Here is a 22,798-nt window from a genome sequence, read left to right as displayed (position 1 = left end):
GGTATTTTTTAACTATTAGATTTTTTAGATAAAATTTGAAATATTCAAAGTGGATGCTTGAACTCCGGTTAAGATTGCCAGATGTTTTTGATTGGCATTGTCAAAGATAATAGTGTTGCTCAGAACTTGAACCATTGATAGGGCAGAGTAGGTTAAGCTACCTGATAGACGAATGATATCTTCTCCTACACGGAAATCGTTAATGGTATCAATACCTTCATTCCTTGCTAGAACAAACATATCATTGCCTTTCCCACCCGTTAGGTAGTCGCTACCCAATCCTCCCCAGAGTTCATCAGCACCATCGTTACCCCAAAGGAGATCGTCTCCCGCTTCACCGTAAAGCCAATCCTTAGCCTCACCACCATAAATACGATCGCTCCCGTTACCACCTTTAATCAAATCGCTGGTGTTAGAGGTCGTATTTGCTACAGCAGTAATCAAGTCCCCAAAGACTGTGTCATTGCCATCTCCAGCATCAATCTCATCAGCACCCAATCCAGCAATAATAACATCATCATCTTCAAGTCCAAAGATGCGATCGCTATTTGTTGTACCCATGAGGTTATCAATCCCAGGTGTACCGATGATTTCAGTTGGAGGAGCGATCGTACCAATTCCTGATGTATCTTTAATTTCAGAGTTGGTAGAGTTAGCTAGTTTAACAGCAAAGGTTTCTGCGTCTTCAAATTGACCATCAACCAATGCTGTCACACCAATCGTTTTACTCGTATCACCTGGATTGAAGGTAAGAGTTCCTGTCAATGGTGTCGCCGTGTAATCAGAGTTAGCTGTGGTACTTTCATCAACAATGCTGTAATCTACCGTAATTTTTTGGTAGCTGGGGTTAGAGAGGATGACATTAAATGTTGCTGTGTTTCCTTCATTGACAGTGACATCATCAATAAAAATGCCAGAAAAACTGTCATCGTTGGTGATTTGTACTACAGCGAGATTGGTAGTAATTGTAGCACTAGCTGGCGCTTCCGTCGGATGTGGATCGCTCAGAGCAACAGCAAGAGTTTCAGTTTCTTCAAATGTTTTGTCCCCAAGAACATCGACTGTAATGGTTTTGGTTGTTTCACCAACTGCAAAGTTGAGAGTTCCAGTTTTAGCAGGTGTTCCACCCGTAACTTGTATGTTGTTGTAATCACTACCAAACTCTGCTGTTCCCTGAAGGGCATAGTTTACCTGACTTGCTATCCCAATTCCCCCACTTCTTGTTACGGTGAAGGTGAGAGTTTTGACGCCAGTGTCATCTTCATTGATACTGTTGTTAGGTGCGAGATTCGAGGCAATATCGTAGGTAATGGCGTCATTAGCCGCAATGATAATCTGAGCATTGCTCTTAGCTGTGTCAAGAACGTAACCGCTACCTGCAACTAAGTTAAACTGCAAGCTTTCTTCTCCCTCCGGCAAAGTATCATCATTCGGTGTAAGAATGACATCAACAAAACTTTGTCCATCAAGAATCTCTACAGACAGTTTGTTTTGATCGCTCAAGTTAAGCGTGTAATCATTAACACTTGCCGTACTTGCATTGTCGATCGCAAAATTCACTGTTAAATTGCCAATTGTACCAGTACGACTGATACGGAAAGTACCGGGTTCACTCCCTAATTCATTCGCTACGGCATCAAAGGCTGTAATACTGATAACTGGGGTAATAGTGATGTCAATAAAATCGTTATCCGTTAAAGCTCCAAATTCTCCTTCCTTGCCAGTGTAACCCCTATCATTAGTCAAAATTTCGACTTTTCCAGCACCTGAGAAATCAGCCTCTGGATTAAACTTTATACCCTCAAGTGCAGCGTTGATGTCATCAATAGTACCTGTAAAGGTCATGCTAACATCATTGGTGCCATCGCCTGCGCCTTGAGAAAAGTCTAATTTCGTAATGCTGTTGGCATTTAAACTGAGATTGCCATGAGTTGCAGTGAGTGTCACCTTAACGGGGTTGTTGAGTGCATCGATATCGCTAATAGAGATGCGATTGTTGGTGGCTTGACTGAAGACAAGCGGTGTGTTTGCGATGGTAGACTGGGCTGTTATAGGTACTGAGTTAACAGGAGGTTCATTAATTGGTTCAATAATGATTTTGACGGTGTTGGTCACTGTAACAGCAGAACCACCTGTATTCCCCAAGTCATTAGTGGTAATTGTTACACCACCTTCTCCAAAAACATTAGCCGCAGGATTAAAAGTCATCCCCGCAAGAGCAGCGTTGATATGATCTAGAGTCCCTTTAAAGATGATTGTTTCATCATTAATACCATCACCCGTGGTAATGAATAATCCCGCAGTCCCACTTAAACTGAGATTTCCTTTCGTAGCAGTCAGTGTCACCTCGACTTGGTTAGAACCAGCATCTGCATCGCTCACAGAGATGAGTTGTTCGCCACTGAAGATGAATGCTGTGTCCTCCTGTGTGGTGACTTCGTTTGGGAACGTATGCACGGGAGCGTCATTAAAAGAGTTAATCGCAATCTCAATTGTGTCTTTGTCAGTTGCATTGGGACCACCACTATTCCCCAAATCGTCGGTTGTCATTTCTATAGTTGCTGGCGTGGAACTGGAGTAGTTGGGTGTTGGATTAAAGCTCATGCCAGCAAGAGCAGTGTTAATATCTGCAAGAGTGCCAGTAAAAGTCATGCTGGCATTATTCTGACCATCACTATTGCCGTTTAAAAATGATAATCCTGTAGTACCACTTAAACTGACGGTACCATTAGTCACTACTAAAGTAACCTGGACTGAATTGGAACCAGCATCGGCATCACTAATGGATATGAGATTGTTATTTTCTTTACTAAAGATTATCGGCTTATCTTCATCTGTTGTCAATTTTCCAGGGACTTGATTGAGAGGAGAGTCATTAACAGATTGGATATTGATGTTAATCGTGTCTGTAGCAGTCAAAACTTCATCAGCATCTGGAGTGTTGGGACTACCACTGTTCCCCAAGTCACTAGTCGTTATTTTTACGCTGGCTGCACCGGAAATTTCGGGAGTTGGGTTAAAAGTCATGCCAGCAAGTGCGGTGTTGATGTTGGCGATAGTGCCTTCAAAAACCATACCAGTGTCGCTGATGCCATCACTGCCATATAAAAATGTTAATTGATTCGTGCTACTTAAAGTGAGAGTGCCATTGGTAGCAGTGAGTGTGACTTGAACTGGTTGATTTCCTGCATCTAAATCGCTGATAGAGATGAGGTTGTTACCACTAAAGACAATGGGTGTGTCTTCCAGAGTTGTCAGTTCTTTATTAAGTACGGTATTGACAGGAGCATCGTTAATGGATTGGACATCAATGCTAACGCTGTTAGTTATTGTCTTTGCTCCTCCACTGCCAATATTTCCTTTATCATTGACAGTAATTTCTACGGTTTCAGTACCGAAGAAGTTGGATTTAGGAAGAAACTGCATGCTTGCTAGTGCAGTGTTGATGCTAGCAATGGTACCAGTCAAGGTCATATTTTCTGCCCCATTGCCACTTGTAACGCTCAATCCTGAAGTATCGTTTAAACTGACAATTCCATTGCCATTGACGACTTTCAGGGTGACTTCAACTTCAAGCGGATTACTATCGCCTAAATCGACATCGCCGATGGAAATGACACCACCAGTTTGTGCGAAGACGAGGGTTGTGTCTTCTTTGATTGTTTTCTTTGCAGGGACATTAATGATGGGAGTGTCGTTCACCGCCTTGACATTTATCTCAGCATGAGCAATGGCAGAACTAAAGGAAGTTGAACCACCATTGTTGGTTGTGTCACTAATTCCGCCGTTGCTACCGTTGGTTCGATCCCAAATTCGGAAGGAAATTCCTTGGGCGATCGCACCAGTAAAGTTAGTGTTTGGGACAAAGCGAACTTTCGTCTTGTCATCGGCTGCTAACAATCGAGCCGCACTTTCTGATAAATTACCAAAGTCAATCCAGGTACCATCTGTAGAATATTGCCACTTCCCGTTTGTGTTGTCTTTCGCAAGAACTGCAATTCCTTGCAATGCTTGAGGATCGGTGTCAAGCACGCGACCTGCAATAATGGCAGATACAAGTGTCCCCTCGTTGTTGGTGTTGTCCTCATCAATTGCTGCGACAGAGATCGGATTGAGAGCAAGAGTCAATTGGGGAACATCAGTTTGGTTTTCTCTGGATTGGTAATTGTAAACAAGCCCAGGTTTATTGAAGTCAATGTGGTTGACAACTAAAGATATTTTTTTGTCCCCCGACAGTTCTGTGAGAAATTGGGAACTCACATCGACAGCGTGTTGTTGAAAACCATTATATGCGATCGCCCATGTCCCCAAAGCCTGAGTTTGATAAGCTGGTTTGTCTTTCCAAGCGATGGTATTTTCTGTCCATGTATCATTAGATACAAAATAAATTGAGTGATAGTCCTCATTACCAAATTCTGAACTACTGCCACTCATTTGAAAAGTCGCAGTCTTCAGAACACTTGCAAGACCATTGGGTAGAGAAGCAAGGTTAAACCGAAGGTAAGTTTGTTGGGAACCGTTTTGGACACCTCTCACTTTTAAGGTTGTGTCGCTACCGTAGTTCTTAGATGGAGAAGACGAATTCACCCATGCATCAGCTTCAGCATAGACAGTGACAGTATCAGAGACAAGAACAGGTGCATCATTAAACGGGTTAACAGCAATCTTGATGGTATCTTCGTCAATTTTTGCTCCTCCCGCACCTGTATTGCCTTGGTCATTTGTGGTGACTTTGATTTCAGCAACACCACTATAGTTTTGGAATGGGGTGAAACTCAACCCGTTTAGGGCAGTATTAATGTTGGGAACTCTACCAGTGAGGGTAATGCTGCTCGTGCTATCCCCTGTGGCTGTAATGCCATCAAAATTTGCCAATGTAAGAGTCCCATTGGTTGCAGCTAACATTACCTGAACATCTTTGTTCTCTAAGTTCTCTTCTGCATCTAAATCGCCAATCTGAATTTGATTGCCCTTTGCTGCACTGAAGACAAGTACCATGTCTTCATTTGTCGTTTGCAGTACAGTCGGAACCGTGTTGACGGGAGCATCGTTAACAGGATTAATCTTAACTATAACGCTACTCGTAGCAGTTTTTGCCCCTCCACTGCCTGTATTTCCTTTGTCATCAACGGTAATATCTATCTTACCTTCAAGGACAGAGTTGAGATTGGGATGGAACTTCATCCCTAGAAGTGCAGTGTTAATGTTGGCAATAGTACCAGTAAAAGTCATGGTAGCATCTTCAATACCATCGCTACCGTTGCTTGTGAAGACTAATCCTTCTTTAGTACCATTCAAACTGAGAGTGCCATTAATGGCATTGAGTGTCACGCTGACTAAACTGCTATCACCTGCATCTACATCAGCAATGGAGATAACACCGTTACTTGCATCAATAACCAAAGGTGTGTCTTCATCTGCAGTCAATTGCACTGGTGAGTTAATGACAGGATCGTCGTTCACGGGGCTGACTGTAAAGGCAGCAGTGGCTGTGGTAGAACTGAAGGGAGTGGTCAGACCGTTGACTGAGACATCAAATTTTCCACCGTTGAAACCATCGGTTTGATCCCAAGCGTGGAAGGTGATACCGTCACTAATGTTGCCTGTAAAGTTAGCGTTGGGTAGAAAACGAACTTTTGTGCTAGGATCGGATGACAGTAATAATGCTTGACTTGTAGAAACAGTACCAAACTCGTTCCAAGAACTGCCTCCATCCGTTGAGTATTGCCATTGACCGTTGGTATTGTTGGTTTTGACGATCGCAATGCCTTGTAACGCTCCTGCATCTGGGTCATTTACGTTACCAGTGGTTATTTCAGAGACTAAAACACCGTTGTTGTTGGTGTCATCTTCTGTAATTGCCGTCTTAACTGTAACAGAGTTGGAAAGGATGACAGGTGCGTCGTTGACGGGTGAGACAGAAATATTAATGGTATCTGTGTCGCTTTTTTCTCCTCCCGCACCTGTATTCCCCTTATCATTTGTGGTGATTTGAACTGTTGTCTCACCATTAAAGTTGAGTGCTGGGGTGAAACTGAGGCTGTTTAGGACTGTATTAATTTTGGGGATTGTCCCGGTGACTGTGACTTGCCCTGTGGTGTTACCTGTAATGTTAACCTCAGTTGTACTTGCTAAGCTCAGAGTCCCGTTAGCCGCCGTTAATTTGACCTCAACTGTTTTGTCTGTAGCATCAGGATCGCTAATTTGAATTTGATTTTCACCAAAGACGAGTGCGGTTTCTTCTGCGGTGGTTTGTAATGTGGTAGGGACTGTGTTGACAGGAGCATCGTTAACAGGGTTAATCTTGATATTGACAGTGCGATCGCTTGTTTTTGCTCCTCCTGCGCCAGTTTTTCCTAAGTCATCCACAGTAATAGCGATTTTACCATCCGTCGTGTTAGGTGTTGCATAAAACTTCATGCCTAGAAGTGCAGCATTAATATTGCTAAGAGTCCCAGTAAAGGACATACTGACATCTTCAACACCATCACCATTGGTGAAAGTAAGCAATCCCGCATTGCTATTCAAACTCATAGTGCCATTCGTAGCAGTAAGAGTCACTGCAACCATTTGGTTACCAGCATCCACATCACTAATAGAAATAGCACCATTGCTTGTATCGATCGCCAAAGGCTGGTGTTCTTCCGCAGTCAATTCTGTAGGTGCGGTAATAACAGGAGCATCATTGATAGCGTTAACTTTGATGTCAGCAGTTGCAATATCCATGCTGAAAGCAGTTGTACCGCCATTGATAGAAGTATCAGCCGTACCGCCATTACTACCAGTTGTTCGATCCCAAGCACGGAAGGTAATACCGTTTGCGATCGCGCCAGTAAAGTTGAGTTTAGGTACAAAACGAACTTTTGTACTATTATCTGCTGCCAGTAATAAAGCCGAACTAGAAGAAAGCGAAGTGCTAAAGCTAGTCCAACTTACGCCATCTATTGAATATTGCCACTGACCGTTACTGTTATTACTCCCAATAACAGCGATTCCTCTTTGTGCTGCTGAATCCGCATCAGAAATGCGACCATTCACAATTGTAGAAACCAAAGTACCGCTATTTTGAGTATCGTCCTCATCTATTGCAGTTAAGGTGATGGGAGAGAAAGACAGTTCCAGTCTCGGAACGAAGCTTGAACCGCTTTCTCTAGAGTAATAATCAACGAGATGACCTGAAGTGCTAGAATTATTGATAACATATGACAGTTTTTTGTTACCCGAACCCGAAAGTTCAGCCTGCACCGAGGCTGTTGCATCTACAGTTTGTGATTGAATCGAACCACCGTTGTTAAACGGTAGCAACCAAGACTGTATCTGTTGGTAAACAGGTTTGTTTGCCCAAGTGATGGAATTTTCTTGCCAAGTATCGCTGTTAATATGATAGAGATTGTGAGTGTAGCTACCGCTAGAAGTCGAGCCTGTGACCCGGAAAGTTGCAGCAGTCAATACGTTACTCACACCGTTAGGCAAGGAACTCAGATTGAATCGGATATATGCTTCAGACTGAGTGTCGCTTTGATTGTTTACACTCAAAGCCGTGCTGCTACCATAGTTTGCTTGAACATCGGATGAGTCTACCCATGCATCAGCTTCTGCATAAACTGTAACAGAGTTGGAGAACAAGACAGGAGCATCATTAACAGGTGTAACGTTGACACTAAAAGTATTTGTAGCGATCTTAGCTCCATCCGCACCCGTATTACCTTTGTCATTCGTCTTAATCTGAATTGTAGCAGTGCCATTGAAGTTTTGATTTGGGGTAAAACTCAGACCATTTAAAGCAGCATTGATATTGGTCACCGTTCCCAGAAGCACAACAGTACCAGTTTTATCACCTTGGACATTAATCCCTGTCGTAGTTCCTAAAGAGAGAGTACCAGCGCTAGTCGTTAATATGACCTCTACTGGATTGTTCAATGCATCTGCATCATTGATAGAAATGTTATTAAAAGTCAGTGCTGTCTCTTCTTTAGTACTTTGACTGCTAGGGACTGTATTGATAGGCGCACTATTAATTGATTCGTTCAGCAGTACCGAAAAGTTGCCAGAACCAAAGTTGGCAACAACTAAGTCAGATTTCCCATCCTGATTAAAGTCATTAGCAACAACAGACACGGGATTAGACCCAACAGTCACGCTATTAGTACTGCTAAAGCCACCGCTACCATTACCTAATAATAGCGAGATGCTACCAGAACTAGAACCTGTTGCAACTGCTAAGTCGGATTTTCCATCCTGATTGAAATCACCAACAGTAATAGATGAAGGGCTTGTGTCTACTCCATAATTGATAACATTTCCAAAACCACCACTATTATTGCCCAACAGAACAGAAACGTTGTTAGAGCCATTTGCGACTGCTAGGTCAAGTTTACCATCCCCGTTGAAATCGCTGACAGCAATAGACTTGGGATTTAAAACCCCTGAACCCAATCCAGAGAAAGTGGCATTGCTAAAGACACCACCACCGTTACCCAACAATATAGCAATATTATTGGAACCAGAATTTGCGACTGCTAAGTCAAGTTTGCCATCGCCGTTGAAGTCAGCTGCGATAATGGAATTGGGAGTTGTTCCAACATCATAGAGTGTAGGATTACCATAAGTACCGTCACTCTTCCTGAAGACGACTGAAACTTTATTCGTGTTTGTCGTTACAGCCAAGTCAGAAGCACCATCTCCATTAAAGTCACCTGTCACAACAGAAGTGGGATTTGTTCCAATCGCCCCAACGAGAACATTGGTGGTAGTGCCAAAACTGCCATCACCAATGCCTAACAACACAGAAACATTGTTAGATCCAGAGTTGGCTGTCACCAAATCCAGGTAACCATCACTGTTAAAGTCACCTGTCGTCACGAAAACGGGAGTTGCTCCCACTGTATACTCGTCAACAGTATTAAAGTTGCCACTACCATCACCTAACAGCACGAGAACACTGTTGGATTGTCTTGCTACCGCAATATCAGAATTACCATCTTTGTTAAAGTCACCCACCGTGACAGAATAGGGCGCTGAGCCTGATATGTCGGCAAAGCTTGTGAAGGACATGGGTAAAATTGACTTGTAGCTATTCCTTACCTCTCGTGTAAAAGCACCATTGGACTCAATTTCCCCTGTTTTAACTTCTAAATCCCAATCTCCTCCCAGTTCGGCGTTTCCCGTAACGTCTTCAGAAGCAGTGACATCAGCCCCCGTAATTTCTGCCAGTTGCTGTACAAAAGCTTGACCGATTTCACCAGATGCGACGTTACAACCGTAAAGGAAAATATCAGCAGCATCAGTTAAAGCATTTGCCCATTGCTGCAACTGCGATCGGTAAAGCCCTAGAGTTTCGTTGTTAAGTTGGGTTAACCCCAGTTGTAACTTAGCTTCTGCACCATGGGAAACAATGTGAACGGATTGGTATATCCCTCCCTGCAAAAACTCTGTAATTTGGGTGATTCCATCCTTTGTGGGGTCTAGGAGAACAATTTGGTAACCGGGTTTTACACCAGATATTAAGCTTTGGTAATCTGGCACCGATGTATCTATAAAGACAATATTTAGATTGTCTGTGTCATGATTTGTAAAGACTGATTTTTGAGTATAATTTTTCTTGTAAGTTTGGGTAGTATGCTCTGTCGAATTCATCATAGTTGTTTTATTCCAATAGAAATTTGAGTCAAAACAGGTATCTGCTGACTCTAAAAGTTAGTGTTATCAATTTGTTTACGTAACGTTACTCCCTTTCCGCTCTAAAATTACCAATTCTTGTAGGGTGGGCAATGCCCACCAACAGCAAATGGTGGGCATTGCCCACCCTACGCTCGTAGGTAATCAAGTAGTACCGAAGTAAGTAATTCCAAAAGCCAACAGCAAGGCAACGTTGCTGCCTATTAGCAGTTATAACTTTCGGTCTCTATCACAATTTATGCTCTGTGTGAGCTAACAACTAGCGTAGTTTTACTGAAAATAGCGTTCAAGGACGGCTTCCTTTGATAAAATACATGGTTATGTTAACCAACTAGGTTAACCTAGTTACCAATCCAATTTCCGAGCTATGTCTTGCTCCTTTTTTTCTTTTCCCGCTAGGTGAAGACGATATTTTGTCTCAAGGTTTGTCCAGAACTCAGGAGAAGTCCCTAAAGCTTGAGAGAGTTCGATAGCTGTTTCTGGTGTAATTTGCTTATTTCCTCGGATTATTTCGTTAATGGTCTGAACTGGACAACCCATAATTTCTGCTAAATCTTTCTGTGTCCAGCCACGCGCTTCTAATTCTCTACATAAAATTTTTCCTGGTGTTGATACTCTCGCTGGTGTTAGCTTCTGGCTCATATTGCTATCTCCCCTGCTGCTCCGGTTAGGGTAATCTTCGATATCGATTATTGTGAGGTAATGTCCCTGTTCATCCTCATCCAGTGTCACGATTAGACGCCACTGGCTATTTAAACGCAAGGAACGTAAATGCCATCAGATGTTAAAGGCTCCTCACAAAATGATTTAGCTATACGTACTGACCAATTAGTTAGTGCAATAGAGCGTTTAGAAAAAGAAATTAAAGATCTCCAAGCAACTGGATTAGTTGCTCCTCCTGGTTGCTGGATAGTGCGCTACTTAGCTAAAGGGAAAAGCGGAGCTTACTGATACTATAAGTTACAAGCAACCGCCGCCATCTTCCCCACAAAAACCAAAGGGAAGTTGACTAAATATAAACATCTTGGCAAAGCTGGTAGTCAAGCTTACCTAATGGCAGTTGAGCAAGTCGCTATTCGAGCCAAGATTGAAGGACTGCAACGAGCTATAGATACTTTACTCCAAGGGTCAGCTGATTTGATAGACGAAGCTAAAAAATATAAGCAAGATTAATCAATCATTTTGTTCGCGAATATTATTCGCAAATGTGGGTTCGCAGATTTATATATAGTCTCAACTCTTGAAATGGCTGAAAGTCCAGCCACAAGTTGATTTTACATTGTAGACAGTGTCTACAATGTGAATAGTTAGGAGCATTTAATAATTCAAGCATGAACTAAAAACTCTATGAAGTTAGGTTTTGGGCATAGTAGTAAATACTCTGGCAGCTTGTGCTAAAATTACAACTTGCCAAGAGGATCAAATTTCAGCGTACATTCAATAAACTCCTGTGATGAAATAGTGAAAAAATATACGACACCACAAAACTTAATTTTTAAGCAAGGAAGCGCTAGTACCTCTGCGCGTTCGTCAAAAGTCAAAAGTCAAAAGTCAAAAGTATTATAAATTAAGGCTTTCGTCGGTTTGAAATGGTTGGTTTATTTCCGCCGCGATGTACTAGTCGTCGCTGCTACATTCTTCCAATTTTTGCCAGCGTTGCTCCAATAAAACATTTCGTTGGGACTAGATAGTCGTTGGGGCAACGCCACAAAAACTGTTTGCGACAACTAGCGTCTCTCCGACCGAATTTTGAAACCGAAAGTTAGCACGCTGGATAATTTAATGTTGCTCAGAATGTTGGTTATTAATAATTTATAAGAATCTGATAATCAAATAAAATACTGTACGCTGACCTTTGATAAAAAATTATGTGTAAATAAAAAGATGAGCGGCACAAGGCTTTGTAGGTAAATGAAATAAGACCATAGATAATTAAGAGAATGTCTAAAAAAATGGTGGCTCACATTTACCTGAAATCCGCTATAGGTTAAATTTCTAAAATAGTTAGAATTTCACATAACCAATACCAACACAATGATAGTGCCTAATTCCTGTTTCATCTTCTACTAACCATTCAGTCCAATGCCCAGTTGAGTGATGTTCTATTGTCAGGCTTTCTCCTTTTTCAGATGCAACTTTATCAACAGCATCCATCGAATTGTTTAACCGAGTACTTGAAGATTTTGCTCGCCATTTTTGTATTAGTAAAAATAAGCAGGTTGTTTTGGTTTTAGATCGAGCTGGTTGGCATACGAGTGACCAAGTTAAACTTCCAGAAGGCATCCATCTGTCATTTCTACCATCGCATTCGCCTGAACTACAACCTGCAGAGCGCCTTTGGACACTTACGAATGAACCAATTGCTAATCACTGTTTTGAAAATTTGGATGCTGTTGAAGAAGCTCTATTTCAACGTTGTCGCCAAATCCTTGATCGCCCTGATTTCATTCGCGGATTGACTAATTTTTACTGGTGGTCTAAATTTGCTGCTTAATTACGGTTAATTAACCGGACATCATATTATACAGTTGCCATTGACATTTGCCGACAAGATTCAGCACATCGGCGGCACATATCAGCGCAAGCTTTCATTTGAGCATCATCACCCATGCGCTCGCAATCTTGAGCGCACCGCTCACACACTTCCGCACAAACGCCACAGGTACGGGTATGAAGGTCAGAAGTCCGCAGCATAAAAGCCCTTTTGCAAACAGTAATTTACAGTATTCAAGCAAATACTATGGCAATCTAAGCAGTTTTGAATACACTGCTGCATTTCTTGATTAACTTGATTCAAGGTAAGTTGTTGTATAGCCATGATTTTTACCTCTGTATTTACTAAATTGCAGGCATAATTGCCTTTAAACTTACTTTATAAATGTAGAGATACAAATACGTCTATCAATAGCAATAAGGAATCTTTGTTACCTATGAAACACTGGTATTTCATGTGAATTTCATTTATATATGATGCTGATTAACTTACTACTTTCCCTAGTCGAAAACGTCGAAGTCCCTCACCAATTGTTGCAATAATCAAAACTCCAATCATTATCGTTAGGGCGTCTTGTACTGTCGGTTTGAAGCCACCAAGAGCAACGAGGAGGGTGGTTGCAGCAGCAGGAGGATGAGAAGCACGTAAGAATAACACTCCTAGCATATTCAATGCGATCGCCTTGGTTCTGCTCAAGTTCTCTGACTTTACGGATAAATGTGTAGCCATCTTCGTTGGGCATCCCAATGTCACTGACTAGCACATCTGGTCTAAATTGTTCGAGTGCTGCCAGCGCCTCGCCTACTGAGCCAACAGCAATGACTTGAGCTCCACACTCAGTAAGCACTGTAGTTATCCATTCTCGCACGTCAGTTTCATCATCCACAACTAGCACTTGCAGACCGTTGAGACTTGCAGGACAGGAACCACAAGACAGGAACTTTGAGCCCAAAGAACTTTTTTCCTCCTCTAGGCTGATGTCTTTTTTCTCTTTCTTCTGTATCGGGATTGGTAGCTTTACTGTAAACGTTGCCCCTTGTCCTATTCCCTGGCTCTGGGCACCAATAGTACCGCCGTGCAATTCTACCAGATGGCTTGCGATCGCTAAGCCCAATCCTAACCCCTTATTTGAGCGAGTACTTGTGCTATCTGCTTGACGGAAGCGGTCAAAAACATAGGGTAAAAAGTCAGCGCTGATACCCTTACCCGTGTCGCTTACTTGAATCTGGGCATAACTTGCCGATTCCCCACTCCCTTCCTTTGACAACCGCACCTCAACCCGTCCACAATTGGGTGTGAACTTAATTGCATTAGAAAATAGATTTAACACAACTTGTTGCACGCGGTCTGAGTCGCCCCAAATTGGCTCTACCGAAGTATCAAGCACGGACTCCAATTGAATAGCCTTGGCATCTGCAGCTGGTTGTACAACCTCAATCGCTGCTGCGATCGCTCCAACTAAGTCAACCCAGTCGTAGTTCAACGAGAGTTCCCCCCTGATAATGCGCGAAACATCAAGCAGGTCTTCAATAAGTTGCATCTGCAAGTTGGCATTGCGCTCAATCGTCTCCAGCGCGAGAGTTGCTCTTTCTGAATCTAACATCCCTGTTTGCAACATCCCAATCCATCCAAGGATCGCAGTCAAAGGAGTGCGTAGTTCATGGGAAACTATAGCTAAGAATTCGTCCTTTAAGCGGTTGGCTTTTTCGGCTTCAGCACGTGCGGTTTGCTCTTGCACTAACAGTCGGTTGCGTTCTGCTTCTAATTGCTTGAGTTCAGTGATGTCAATTGACACTCCTCCAAGCAGTCTTTGCCCAGAGACATCTGTGACAGGAAACTTAAAGGACATATAGTAATGTTCGCCATCATCGTATGGCACCGTCTCCAACGTCTGCATCATTGTAGCTGTGGTTAGAACAACTACGTCATTATTACGCCACTGTTGTGCTGCATATGGCGGAAATATGTCAAAATCCGTCTTCCCCAACCAATCAGCTTGCTTTCGGTGAAACAGATGTTCCATCACTTGGTTGACATAGACGTAGCGCCCTGTCGAGTCTTTTATAAAAGCTGTGACCGGGCTATGATTCATGAAAGATTCAAATAGCGCTTGACTGGCTCGAAGGGCATCTTCTGTTTGCTTGCGGTCAGTCACATCTGCAATTGTAAAAAGTGTGCCAATCAACTCGCCTGTTTTGCCCAAGATTGGACTGGTCGAAACGATTGCCCAGAGAACGGAACCATCTTGGCTACGCTACTGAAACTATTCAGCTGAACTCGCTCGCTGATTTAGACCAGATTGTATCTGAACAGTTTAATTTACCCGCACGTCCATATTCAACAGATATTAACGCAGCCTTAGAACTGGTTGCCAACGTTTTGGAAAACTACGAGTGTCCTCACTTTGAAATATCTCGTTGTGAGTCTAATGCTTTTCCAGGTCTACCCTTTGCAGTAAGCTTTAATCAAGAAAGATGGACTTATGGCAAAACAGCACCTTTGGCAATTTGTCATGACGCTCTGCATAAGTTAAAAGGAGTTGCAGTCACAATTCCTGGAAGTTACTACTGGAGTGTAGACTAACGGATGTTCCTGTGTTCTCTATGAGGACACGTAAAAACTCCTATATATAGCAGATAACAAGAAATGAAAGCAAACTTCTGTAATAGAGTTAGTGGAACCTTAAGTAACTTTACACAGTTCCTGAAAAAGTATAGTTAAGTCCAGTTATTGTTAGGACAAAAAGTTTTGAAGAATTGCAAGACAATGGTAAGAACAATAGAACGGAAGACAATAACAATGACAGCCAAGCAAATCCTAGTTATTGATGATGAAGATGACATTCGCAAGTTGATTCAAACCTGTTTAGAGATCATGGGGGGCTGGCAGGTGCTAACCGCTACATCAGGTCATGAAGGGCTGTTATTGGCTCAGGCTGCTCAACCTGATGCTATTCTTCTTGATGTCATGATGCCTGAGATAGACGGTCCAACTACTTTTCAAGAGCTACAGGCAAATCCAGCTACTAGGGATATCCCTGTGATTTTACTGACAGCTAGGGGACAAAGTGCTGACCACCGTTTGTTTGCTCAACTAGGGGTGACTGGCGTGATTAATAAACCCTTCAATCCTCATAAACTGGCTGACCAAGTAGCAGCTGCTTTAGGCTCAAGTGTTTAATTCATATTGTTAGCTTGTACTTAAATTCTACATTGAGTTTTTCACTATAGCTGAAATTGGTTTTGCCTTTCGTAATGTAGCAATCCTAAATCATTCGTAAAAAATTTTAAAAGTAATCCTCTCGTTCCCAGGTTCTACCTGGGAATGCAGACCGCGAGGCTCTGCCTCGCACCTTTTGTGCTGCATACAGGAGGCGGAGCCTCCATGAAGGCATTCCCAGGCGGAGCCACCGGAACGAGGGGATCGGACTTATCATTCGCCAACAGCATCTTACTAGTAAGGAGCTGTTAGTACCGCACCACAAAAAATTTTGGGAGATTTTTTATTTGGAAGTTCTTTAAAACCTTGTCTCATACTGAATTTCAAGTCTACTTTCGTCTTCCAAATCGGTAGAGCCTCGCATCAGAATGTCGTCATTGACTCGGTAGAGTACATTGTAACGGAAAGATTCATTAGTCAGAAACACTCGTGATAGGGAGACAGAGAAATTTTCAGTAATATCAAATACTCCCTCTGCTGCTAAGCTCAATACCGAAGCTCGTGATGATTCATTAGCGACAGTGGTAGGATACACGCGGAAGGCGCTAAAGCCGATCGCTTGTCCTATTGCACTAATGTTTTCTTGCAAACCACTCAACAAAGTAGAACCAGCAAAGGTAGCAATTCCCAATGCTGAGTCTGCCTGACCTAAAGTATTAATGATAGAACCACCTAACAACGCAATAATTTCTGATTCACTACGACCGGGTGTGCTCGTCAATTCCAGATTGTCAGCTAATTCACTCGCGGGTCCTCTGACTCTGGCTTCAACGCGAACAGTTTCTAAAGTCCCTAAACTGGTGACAGCTGGAATATCGCTAATTTCAGCAGAAAAAGGAGAGTTTTGAATACGGCTTCCAGTCAATAACGCTCCTGTTGTCTCTGGTACAAATGCTACAAGTCGGACATCGAGGACGGGGTTGAGTCCTCCACTAGGAGTAAAGACTGCAGTGTGTTCGTAACCCCGCGTTAAGGTAAACTGAGTGGTAAATAAGTTAACTTGTCCTCCTGTAAGACGGATAACACCTTGAGGGCGGGGATTGGCTAAGGTACCATTAATAGTTAGGTCGCCTTTTGTTTCAAAACTTAGTATGGATTGACTCAGGAGATCGCCTCCTGGGATAAAGCCTCCAAATAACGGCTGAGTTGTTATCTGAACATCATCGCCTAGAATCAGCCGTAAATTTTCAAACTCTATGGGTATGGGTGAACGGGCGGTTGTAGTTGCAGCGCTTCTCGTTGAACTATCTGCTTCTGTGCTCTCCCCAGAGGCTGTGGTTGCTGATGTAGGGGATGTAGGGGAAGTATTAGCATCTTGTCCAATCTTGACTTGTCCATCGCTCAAGCGAATCTCTCCGCCAATTTCTGGGTTAAGCACTGTTCCCCCAATGACGACATCACCACTGACATCGCCTTGATACAACTCCTGTACTTCCAATTCCAGGTTTTGTAGCGATAATCTGAGAGGATTATTAGTAGTTGCCTGTTGTGCTTGAGGTGCGCCATAAATGGGGATAACTCCCTCCGCAGTCAATCGACCCCTTTCGTATTCCCCTTGAACGCCTTCGACTATCACCCTATTGCCATTAAATTGCAACGTTCCTGTCACATCTGTTAATGGTTCAGTCAGCGCGGTGGCTTGCAAAGTTGCATTTTGAACGGTGGCATTTCCCGCGATCGTTGGTTGGTTTAAGGTACCTCCAACTTTTACATTCAGTTGTCCAGTCCCATTGACCCAAGTTACTGCATCGGTAAATAGATTTAACAGCGCTAAGCCCTCATCTTGCACGTTGGCTGTGACGCTAATTTGATTGCTATCTGGCTGCGTGTCAGCGCTCGGCAAGGCAATGGGTACGCTTCCTTGAATTTCCAATGGCTGCGTACCCGCCACTAACACGTTACTGGCAAAATTGAAACGAGCATCGTTATAGTTGAAGCTCAGTTCTCCTGACTCCACGGGTTGCTCATTTACGGTTGCATCTACCAACGTGACTTCTCCTATTGCTTGGGGGTCTTCTAAACTCCCTCCTAGAGTGGCGACAGCATTGACTTGACCTGTGACATCAACTGGATATTCTTCTATAAAAGGCTGTAATAATGATAGAGGTAGATCTGAAACGCGCACTTGTCCGGATAGTTCTTGAGTTCCTAACTGTCCTGTGAAAGCTAATAGTCCTTGACCTAAATTAACACGCAGGGGTAACAGTGTGACGGTACCATCTGCATAAGTTCCTCTAGCTATGAATTGTTCAATAGTGTATTCTCCCCATTGCGCCTGAGCGCTTTGAAGATTAAAGTCTGCATTTAATCCTGTCTGCAACGAGCCTGCTATCTTAATTTGTCCCGTGAGAGTCCCCTGTAATTCTGCCAGTGTTGGCAATCTCTGCGTTTCTTCACGCTGTGTGCTCTGTTGTGCCACCAGGTTCTCTATTTTCTCGAAAAACTCTAGCTGAACGAGCAAATCTGCATTGGGTAAACCAATTGGCTCTGTTTGAAGTACTTCTGCTCCCGCCAATTCCGGAGCCTGCAATCCGGAAGCAAGGTCTTGATAACCAAAGATGTTGAATGCTTGTAATATTTTCTGGATTCTGGCAGAGTCAAAACTAATTTGGGTTTGAAATTGAGGGTTGTTTCCAGTTTGTAAGTTTCCACTTACGGATATGCGGCTACCATCTAAAAATAACTCCCCATCGGTTAACGTTGCAACGCCATCAACAAAATTAATACGCCCACGGAATTCATCTGCTGTGGCTCTACCAACTCTAGGCTGGGCGATCGCTACGTCTCCTACAACTGTAAACTGGTCTAAATTAATCGCTAAATCCCCGGATATTTCTCCGGCTAGAGGTTGTAAATTGGGATTATCGCCAGGAATGAAGCTTCCCAGAACCGCCACAGGAAAGTCTTGCACGTTGACGAGCAAGGTCTCTCCCTCAGTTCTACCAGTTGCGACAGTTCCATTGCGTCTGATGAAAAATGAAATTGGGCGATTGTTTTGACTCAGATTAACTGCAATCCGGTCTTGGGTACCTGCAAGTTGCAGCTCTGTCCCTTCTCCTCCCTGAAAATTTACATTCCCAGTTAGTAACGGGTCAAAGGCTAAACTATTGACATTAAGATTTCGCAGCCGGATGTTTCCTCGAGCATTAGGAGAAGTTGGGGTACCTGTGACTTGTCCGTTGAAGTCTAACAACCCAGCCAAAGCTATGTTACCGGGAAGGTTAACGGGGATCTGTTTGAGATTGTAACCTTGTGCCTGTACATCTAAATTAAATCCAGCGATTTGCGGTGTCCCTGTTTCTGGTACATTTAAGGCTATTGTACCATCAGCGCTCAATCCTGGTGCCGTTGCGCGTTCAACAATAATCTGCTGACCATTCCATCGAATTTGAGCGGTCAATGGTTGTTCGAGGGGGGCTAATTCTGAAAAGCGTACTTGTCCTGCTGCTCGAATATCTGAAAGTTGGCGTGTAGAGGTTGTTCCTGCAACACGTAGGTTGGTGCTAAGTTGTCCCCGCAGCTGCTCTGAAACTTGGTTAAGTTCAAGTTGGGATACATTGGCGATCGCTTGCCAACGCCCATTATTTAAGGTGATATTATCTAGGTTAACTGTACCTCCTGCTACACCTTTTAAACTTGCCTGTCCTGTAGCTTGGATGGTTTCGGGTTGGAAGGAAGTAGTAGTTCCCGACAAGTTCAACTCACTACTTAACACTCCTTGGAACTGCTGTGGTATTTGGGCGAAACGACTTAATTGTATCTGTTCGGCGTCCACAAAAGCTTGCCAGCGTCTTTCTCCAACCTGACCTCTAGCGGTAACTGTACCACCAGCAAGGTTCACAACAGCATCTTGGAAGACAATATTATCCCCCTGTTGGGAGATGACAGCTTTTCCAGTGGTGGGATAAGTGGCTTCAGGTGCTTTCACAGAGGCTACTGCTTGCAGGTTACCCAGGGTACCAGTCACTTTGGCATTTGCTGAAACATTGCCAATATCAATGGGGGGTGAAGTGTTGTAAGCTTTTGCAATTGCGTCTCCTGGGAGGTTTTGTGCTTGCACGTTCAATGACACCCTACCTTGGGGTGAGAGCTGAACTTGACCGTTTGCTGTAATTTGTCCTCCGGCTGGTGGAGTCGCCTGAATTTTGGAAATAGCTACTTTCAAAGGCTGCGAACCGCCAACAGAGCCAGAAACTTTAGCTTCAGCGCTGACACCACCAATGTTGATGGGAACAGAAATGCCGTAAGCTTTAGCGATCGCATTTGCTGGTAAACCTTGAGTTTGAATATTGAGCGCTACGTTACCTTGGGGTGAGAGTTGAACTTGACCGTTCGCCGTAATTTGTCCTCCGACTGGTGGAGTCGCTCGAACATTGGAGAGAGAAAGCGTTAAAGGCTGTTTACCGCCGACAGAGCCTGTCACTTGGGCATCACCGGTGACATTACCAATGGTAATGGGAGTTGAGAAGCCATATTTCTGTGCGATCACATCTGCTGGAACTCCTTGGGCTTGAAAGTCAAAATTCACCTGATTTTGTTGGCGTCCGAGTTGAACTTGACCGTTCCCGACGATTTGTCCTCCTGCAACTGGGGTTAACCGCAGGTTGGATACAGCAAGTTGAGATGCAGTTTCTGCTATATTCAATCGGAAGGCAGTGCTAATATCCTTAAAAGGAACGCGGTCAATTTGAGCAGGTTTTGTGGTGGTGGCGGTTCCGCTCAAAACTGGCTGTTCGATCGATCCGGTCAACTTAATGTTTGCTTGCAGTTCCCCCTCCACTGGAACTGGTAAATTGACATTCAGTGTGTCTGCAGCATTTTTAGCACTCACTGGTTTGGTTTGAGCTACGACATTGAATCCTGTTTGAGTACCAACTGTTCCATTTGCTACAAGGGGAACTTTACCATAGTTTGCGCTCAGGTTCTCTAAAGTAACCTGTTGACCCTGGAAGACTAATCTCCCACTTGCATCGGTGAACTTTTGTGGAACGTTTTGAATTTGAGCAGTGACGCGATCGACGTTAGCTGTTCCTGTCACAGCAATTTCTGGCTGAGCCGTTGGTTGGTATTGAACTGTTAAATCGCCATCTACGCGACCCGCCTGTAAGATAATTGGCAACTCAACTAATCGACTGAGGTCAGCAGCTTGTACATTTTGCGCTTGGACTTTGAGGTTTGTTTGCAGTGTTTTGAGTTGCGTCTCTCCATTTAATTGTAATACGCCTCCCCTGGTAGGTTGAGCGCTAATTTGATAATTAATTTCTTGACTTTGAGATGGAATTCGAGCAATCCCATTGACAGAGTTTAACGTCACATCACCATTAGGTTTACCCGGTCTGGGTACTGGATTTAATACCACAGTACCATTCTGAAGTCGAAGAGTTTGTAGTTCAGTTTGAATAAAACCTCTTCCCTCTCCAGCCTTAAGTTGAGTCGTTACCCAGCGTCCCTGCTTATCCTGGTCAATGTAAGCATCCGGCTGAACAAGAGTGACATCTAACTCCAAAGTCCGAGTGAAAAGGAGTTCTAACGGAGAAAACTGAACCTCCACAGCTTTTGCAGCCACCCGGTCTGGATCTGTGGGGGTTGCTGGTATTGATAGAGAGCCAAACTTAAGACTTGTTAGGGAAAATCGCTCAACTTTTCCTATTTTTATAGGTCTTCCTAATAATTGTTCGATATTTCTCTCAACTAAAGGCGCTAAATCTTGATAGAGAAAGTTTCGCAGCCACAAAGCACCGCTAGCGATCGCAACTAGCAGAATGGCATATAAAATCAAACTAGTACGTCCTAATAGGAAGAGCCTTAAACGAGAATTAAGAGGACGATTTGGCTCTTGTTCATTTCCTGAATGTGGAGAACCCTTCATAAATCGTTACCAGCATTGTCGATCGCTATCGCGTAGTTGGCGTGCGCTTGCTTTGGGTAAAATACTTGCTTTGCAATTAGAAATCGCGGCTACACAAGCAAAACCCACCTACGTGGGTTTCAAAACCTTGATTTTTACGAGTCCACACAAGAAGGGTTTCGTTTGTATAGCAGCAAATTATATTCGCCCAAGCCTTTTAAAACATCCTTTAAAAAATAGGCATTGCACAATTCAAATATTAATTTAGATATTTAGTTATTTCTAAACCATTTTAAATGTGCAACACCTAACAATGAGTAAGAGAGCAAATTGAGGTTAAGTTGTTGAACGGCAGTTAAGTTACAGGATTTACGCAACCTTAAAGGTATTTTGAGGGTTTCACGCGTTGTAGATCCCCCCGACCCTCCTTAGAAAGGAGGGCTATACGTAAGTCTTAGTTACTTAACTGCATTTAACTTGAGGATATCTTCAAAAAGTGGAAAACTTGTGGAGTGTTGAGCAGCGCATTACTAATTTGACATTTGGGTTTTGTTAGAGGTTGTTTGAAAAGTGGTTTCTTGTGTTTTTAAGCACCATCGATCCCCCCTAGCCCCCCTTAAAAAGGGGGGGAAAAGACTCGTGTGCGGAGAATTTTGTCATTCCAATGATGGAGTTGTTTTTAAAAATTTTATTCACCGACGCTCAATTGCTGTAAAGAAATCTGTTTGCTGATACTTTCTACAGCTAGTGTCAGCGATCGCATCAGTTCAGAATTTTCGCTATAGTCAACAGGTGCAAGGTTGGCAACTCGCTGACTTTGAGTAATTCTTAATTCCCGCCCCCAATCTTTTGGCTTACCGTCCTTATAAAGACCAATAGCTGTACCTTGTTCTTGATTCATTAGGGAAAAACAGGGAACATCTGATGCACCATCCCCTACATAAATAACTTGCGTGAGTGGTACGTGCAATTCTTGTGCTGGGACATCTCGATAGACAAAAGTCTGCCCATCATCATTTTGATGCTCAATTCCTTTTGCAATTTGAAATAAATACCGAGTTTTCTCAGTGTGGGTCACAATTTTCTTCAAAAACTCGATTCCACCATGTTGATTGTAGTGAAATTCACAGCCCCACATTCCTTTAAAATTGGGGGCTATGCAGTTGTGACAAGCAACTTCTACCATACCGCAGGTAATGAGATAAAATTCAACTTCTACCTTTGGGTTAATTTCACTAGCGCTTTGTCGCAAACGCTCAAACATTTTAGTAACACCATCAAAGGGAGCTAATTCTTGACCAAATTTGGCAATATATTCCTGTGTGATTTTGTTGTCTTGTCGTTTTGATTCTTCAATCAGGGCGTAAAATCTGGCAAGAATTTTATCCCAGCCTTTATCAATCAAAGGTTGAATTTGTTCGTGACGAAATTTAAGAGCGTCAATACCTAAGCTAGAGAGCAGACTATCAACGGTATCTGGTACAAGGGTATCGTCAAAGTCGAAAACTACAGCGATACGGTTAGAAAAAGGTTTGGTCGAAACAGTCATAATAAAAGGC

General features: G+C 43.2%; 10 protein-coding genes and 2 pseudogenes. 5 read left to right on the top strand and 7 right to left on the bottom strand.

Annotated elements, in window-relative coordinates; all coding sequences use genetic code 11:
- Positions 1–24: 24 nt before the first annotated feature.
- Both WA1_RS23195 and WA1_RS23190 read right to left on the bottom strand, forming a co-directional pair.
- A complete protein-coding gene (locus WA1_RS23195) occupies positions 25–9,639 on the bottom strand; it encodes a DUF4347 domain-containing protein (RefSeq protein WP_017740177.1) in 9,615 nt (3,204 codons plus the stop codon).
- Positions 9,640–10,023: 384 nt separating this feature from the next.
- Positions 10,024–10,410 (bottom strand): HigA family addiction module antitoxin, encoded by a 387-nt coding sequence (locus WA1_RS23190; RefSeq protein ID WP_272819205.1) that lies wholly within the window; start codon positions 10,408–10,410, stop codon positions 10,024–10,026.
- A 39-nt stretch (positions 10,411–10,449) separates the two neighbouring features.
- On the opposite strand from WA1_RS23190, the gene WA1_RS60130 reads away from it, so the two are divergent.
- Positions 10,450–10,629 carry a hypothetical protein gene (locus WA1_RS60130; RefSeq protein ID WP_017740179.1) on the top strand — a complete coding sequence of 60 codons (180 nt, stop codon included), beginning with the start codon at positions 10,450–10,452 and terminating at the stop codon, positions 10,627–10,629.
- A gap of 54 nt (positions 10,630–10,683) precedes the next feature.
- The gene (locus tag WA1_RS60125) at positions 10,684–10,851 is read left to right on the top strand and encodes a hypothetical protein (RefSeq protein ID WP_017740180.1); all 168 of its coding nucleotides are present in this window, start codon (positions 10,684–10,686) and stop codon (positions 10,849–10,851) included.
- Positions 10,852–11,682: 831 nt separating this feature from the next.
- Here the strand turns inward: WA1_RS60125 and WA1_RS23180 are convergent.
- The gene (locus WA1_RS23180) at positions 11,683–11,832 is read right to left on the bottom strand and encodes a hypothetical protein (protein ID WP_017740181.1); all 150 of its coding nucleotides are present in this window, start codon (positions 11,830–11,832) and stop codon (positions 11,683–11,685) included.
- Between the two features lie 4 nt (positions 11,833–11,836).
- On the opposite strand from WA1_RS23180, the pseudogene WA1_RS23175 reads away from it, so the two are divergent.
- Positions 11,837–12,172: pseudogene (locus WA1_RS23175) on the top strand (transposase); the annotation flags it as partial.
- A gap of 26 nt (positions 12,173–12,198) precedes the next feature.
- Here the strand turns inward: WA1_RS23175 and WA1_RS61355 are convergent.
- Both WA1_RS61355 and WA1_RS23170 read right to left on the bottom strand, forming a co-directional pair.
- Positions 12,199–12,496 (bottom strand): annotated as a pseudogene (locus WA1_RS61355) (four-helix bundle copper-binding protein).
- Positions 12,497–12,695: 199 nt separating this feature from the next.
- The gene (locus WA1_RS23170) at positions 12,696–14,375 is read right to left on the bottom strand and encodes a hybrid sensor histidine kinase/response regulator (RefSeq protein ID WP_051076989.1); all 1,680 of its coding nucleotides are present in this window, start codon (positions 14,373–14,375) and stop codon (positions 12,696–12,698) included.
- A gap of 20 nt (positions 14,376–14,395) precedes the next feature.
- Here WA1_RS23170 and WA1_RS23165 point away from each other — a divergent pair, with 20 nt between their 5' ends.
- Both WA1_RS23165 and WA1_RS23160 read left to right on the top strand, forming a co-directional pair.
- Entirely contained in the window at positions 14,396–14,755 is a 360-nt protein-coding gene (locus WA1_RS23165) for a hypothetical protein (RefSeq protein ID WP_017740184.1), read from the top strand.
- A 216-nt stretch (positions 14,756–14,971) separates the two neighbouring features.
- Positions 14,972–15,352 (top strand): response regulator, encoded by a 381-nt coding sequence (locus tag WA1_RS23160; protein ID WP_017740185.1) that lies wholly within the window; start codon positions 14,972–14,974, stop codon positions 15,350–15,352.
- A 337-nt stretch (positions 15,353–15,689) separates the two neighbouring features.
- On the opposite strand, the gene WA1_RS23155 is transcribed toward WA1_RS23160, so the two are convergent.
- Both WA1_RS23155 and WA1_RS23150 read right to left on the bottom strand, forming a co-directional pair.
- Entirely contained in the window at positions 15,690–21,260 is a 5,571-nt protein-coding gene (locus tag WA1_RS23155) for a translocation/assembly module TamB domain-containing protein (RefSeq protein ID WP_017740186.1), read from the bottom strand.
- Positions 21,261–21,927: 667 nt separating this feature from the next.
- Positions 21,928–22,788 (bottom strand): HAD family hydrolase, encoded by an 861-nt coding sequence (locus tag WA1_RS23150; RefSeq protein ID WP_017740187.1) that lies wholly within the window; start codon positions 22,786–22,788, stop codon positions 21,928–21,930.
- Positions 22,789–22,798: the final 10 nt, after the last annotated feature.

The organism is Scytonema hofmannii PCC 7110, from assembly GCF_000346485.2.
GTDB classification, from domain to species: domain Bacteria; phylum Cyanobacteriota; class Cyanobacteriia; order Cyanobacteriales; family Nostocaceae; genus Scytonema; species Scytonema hofmannii.
Note: the sequence above shows the minus strand (reverse complement) of the source record. Positions and strands in the feature narration are given on the sequence as shown.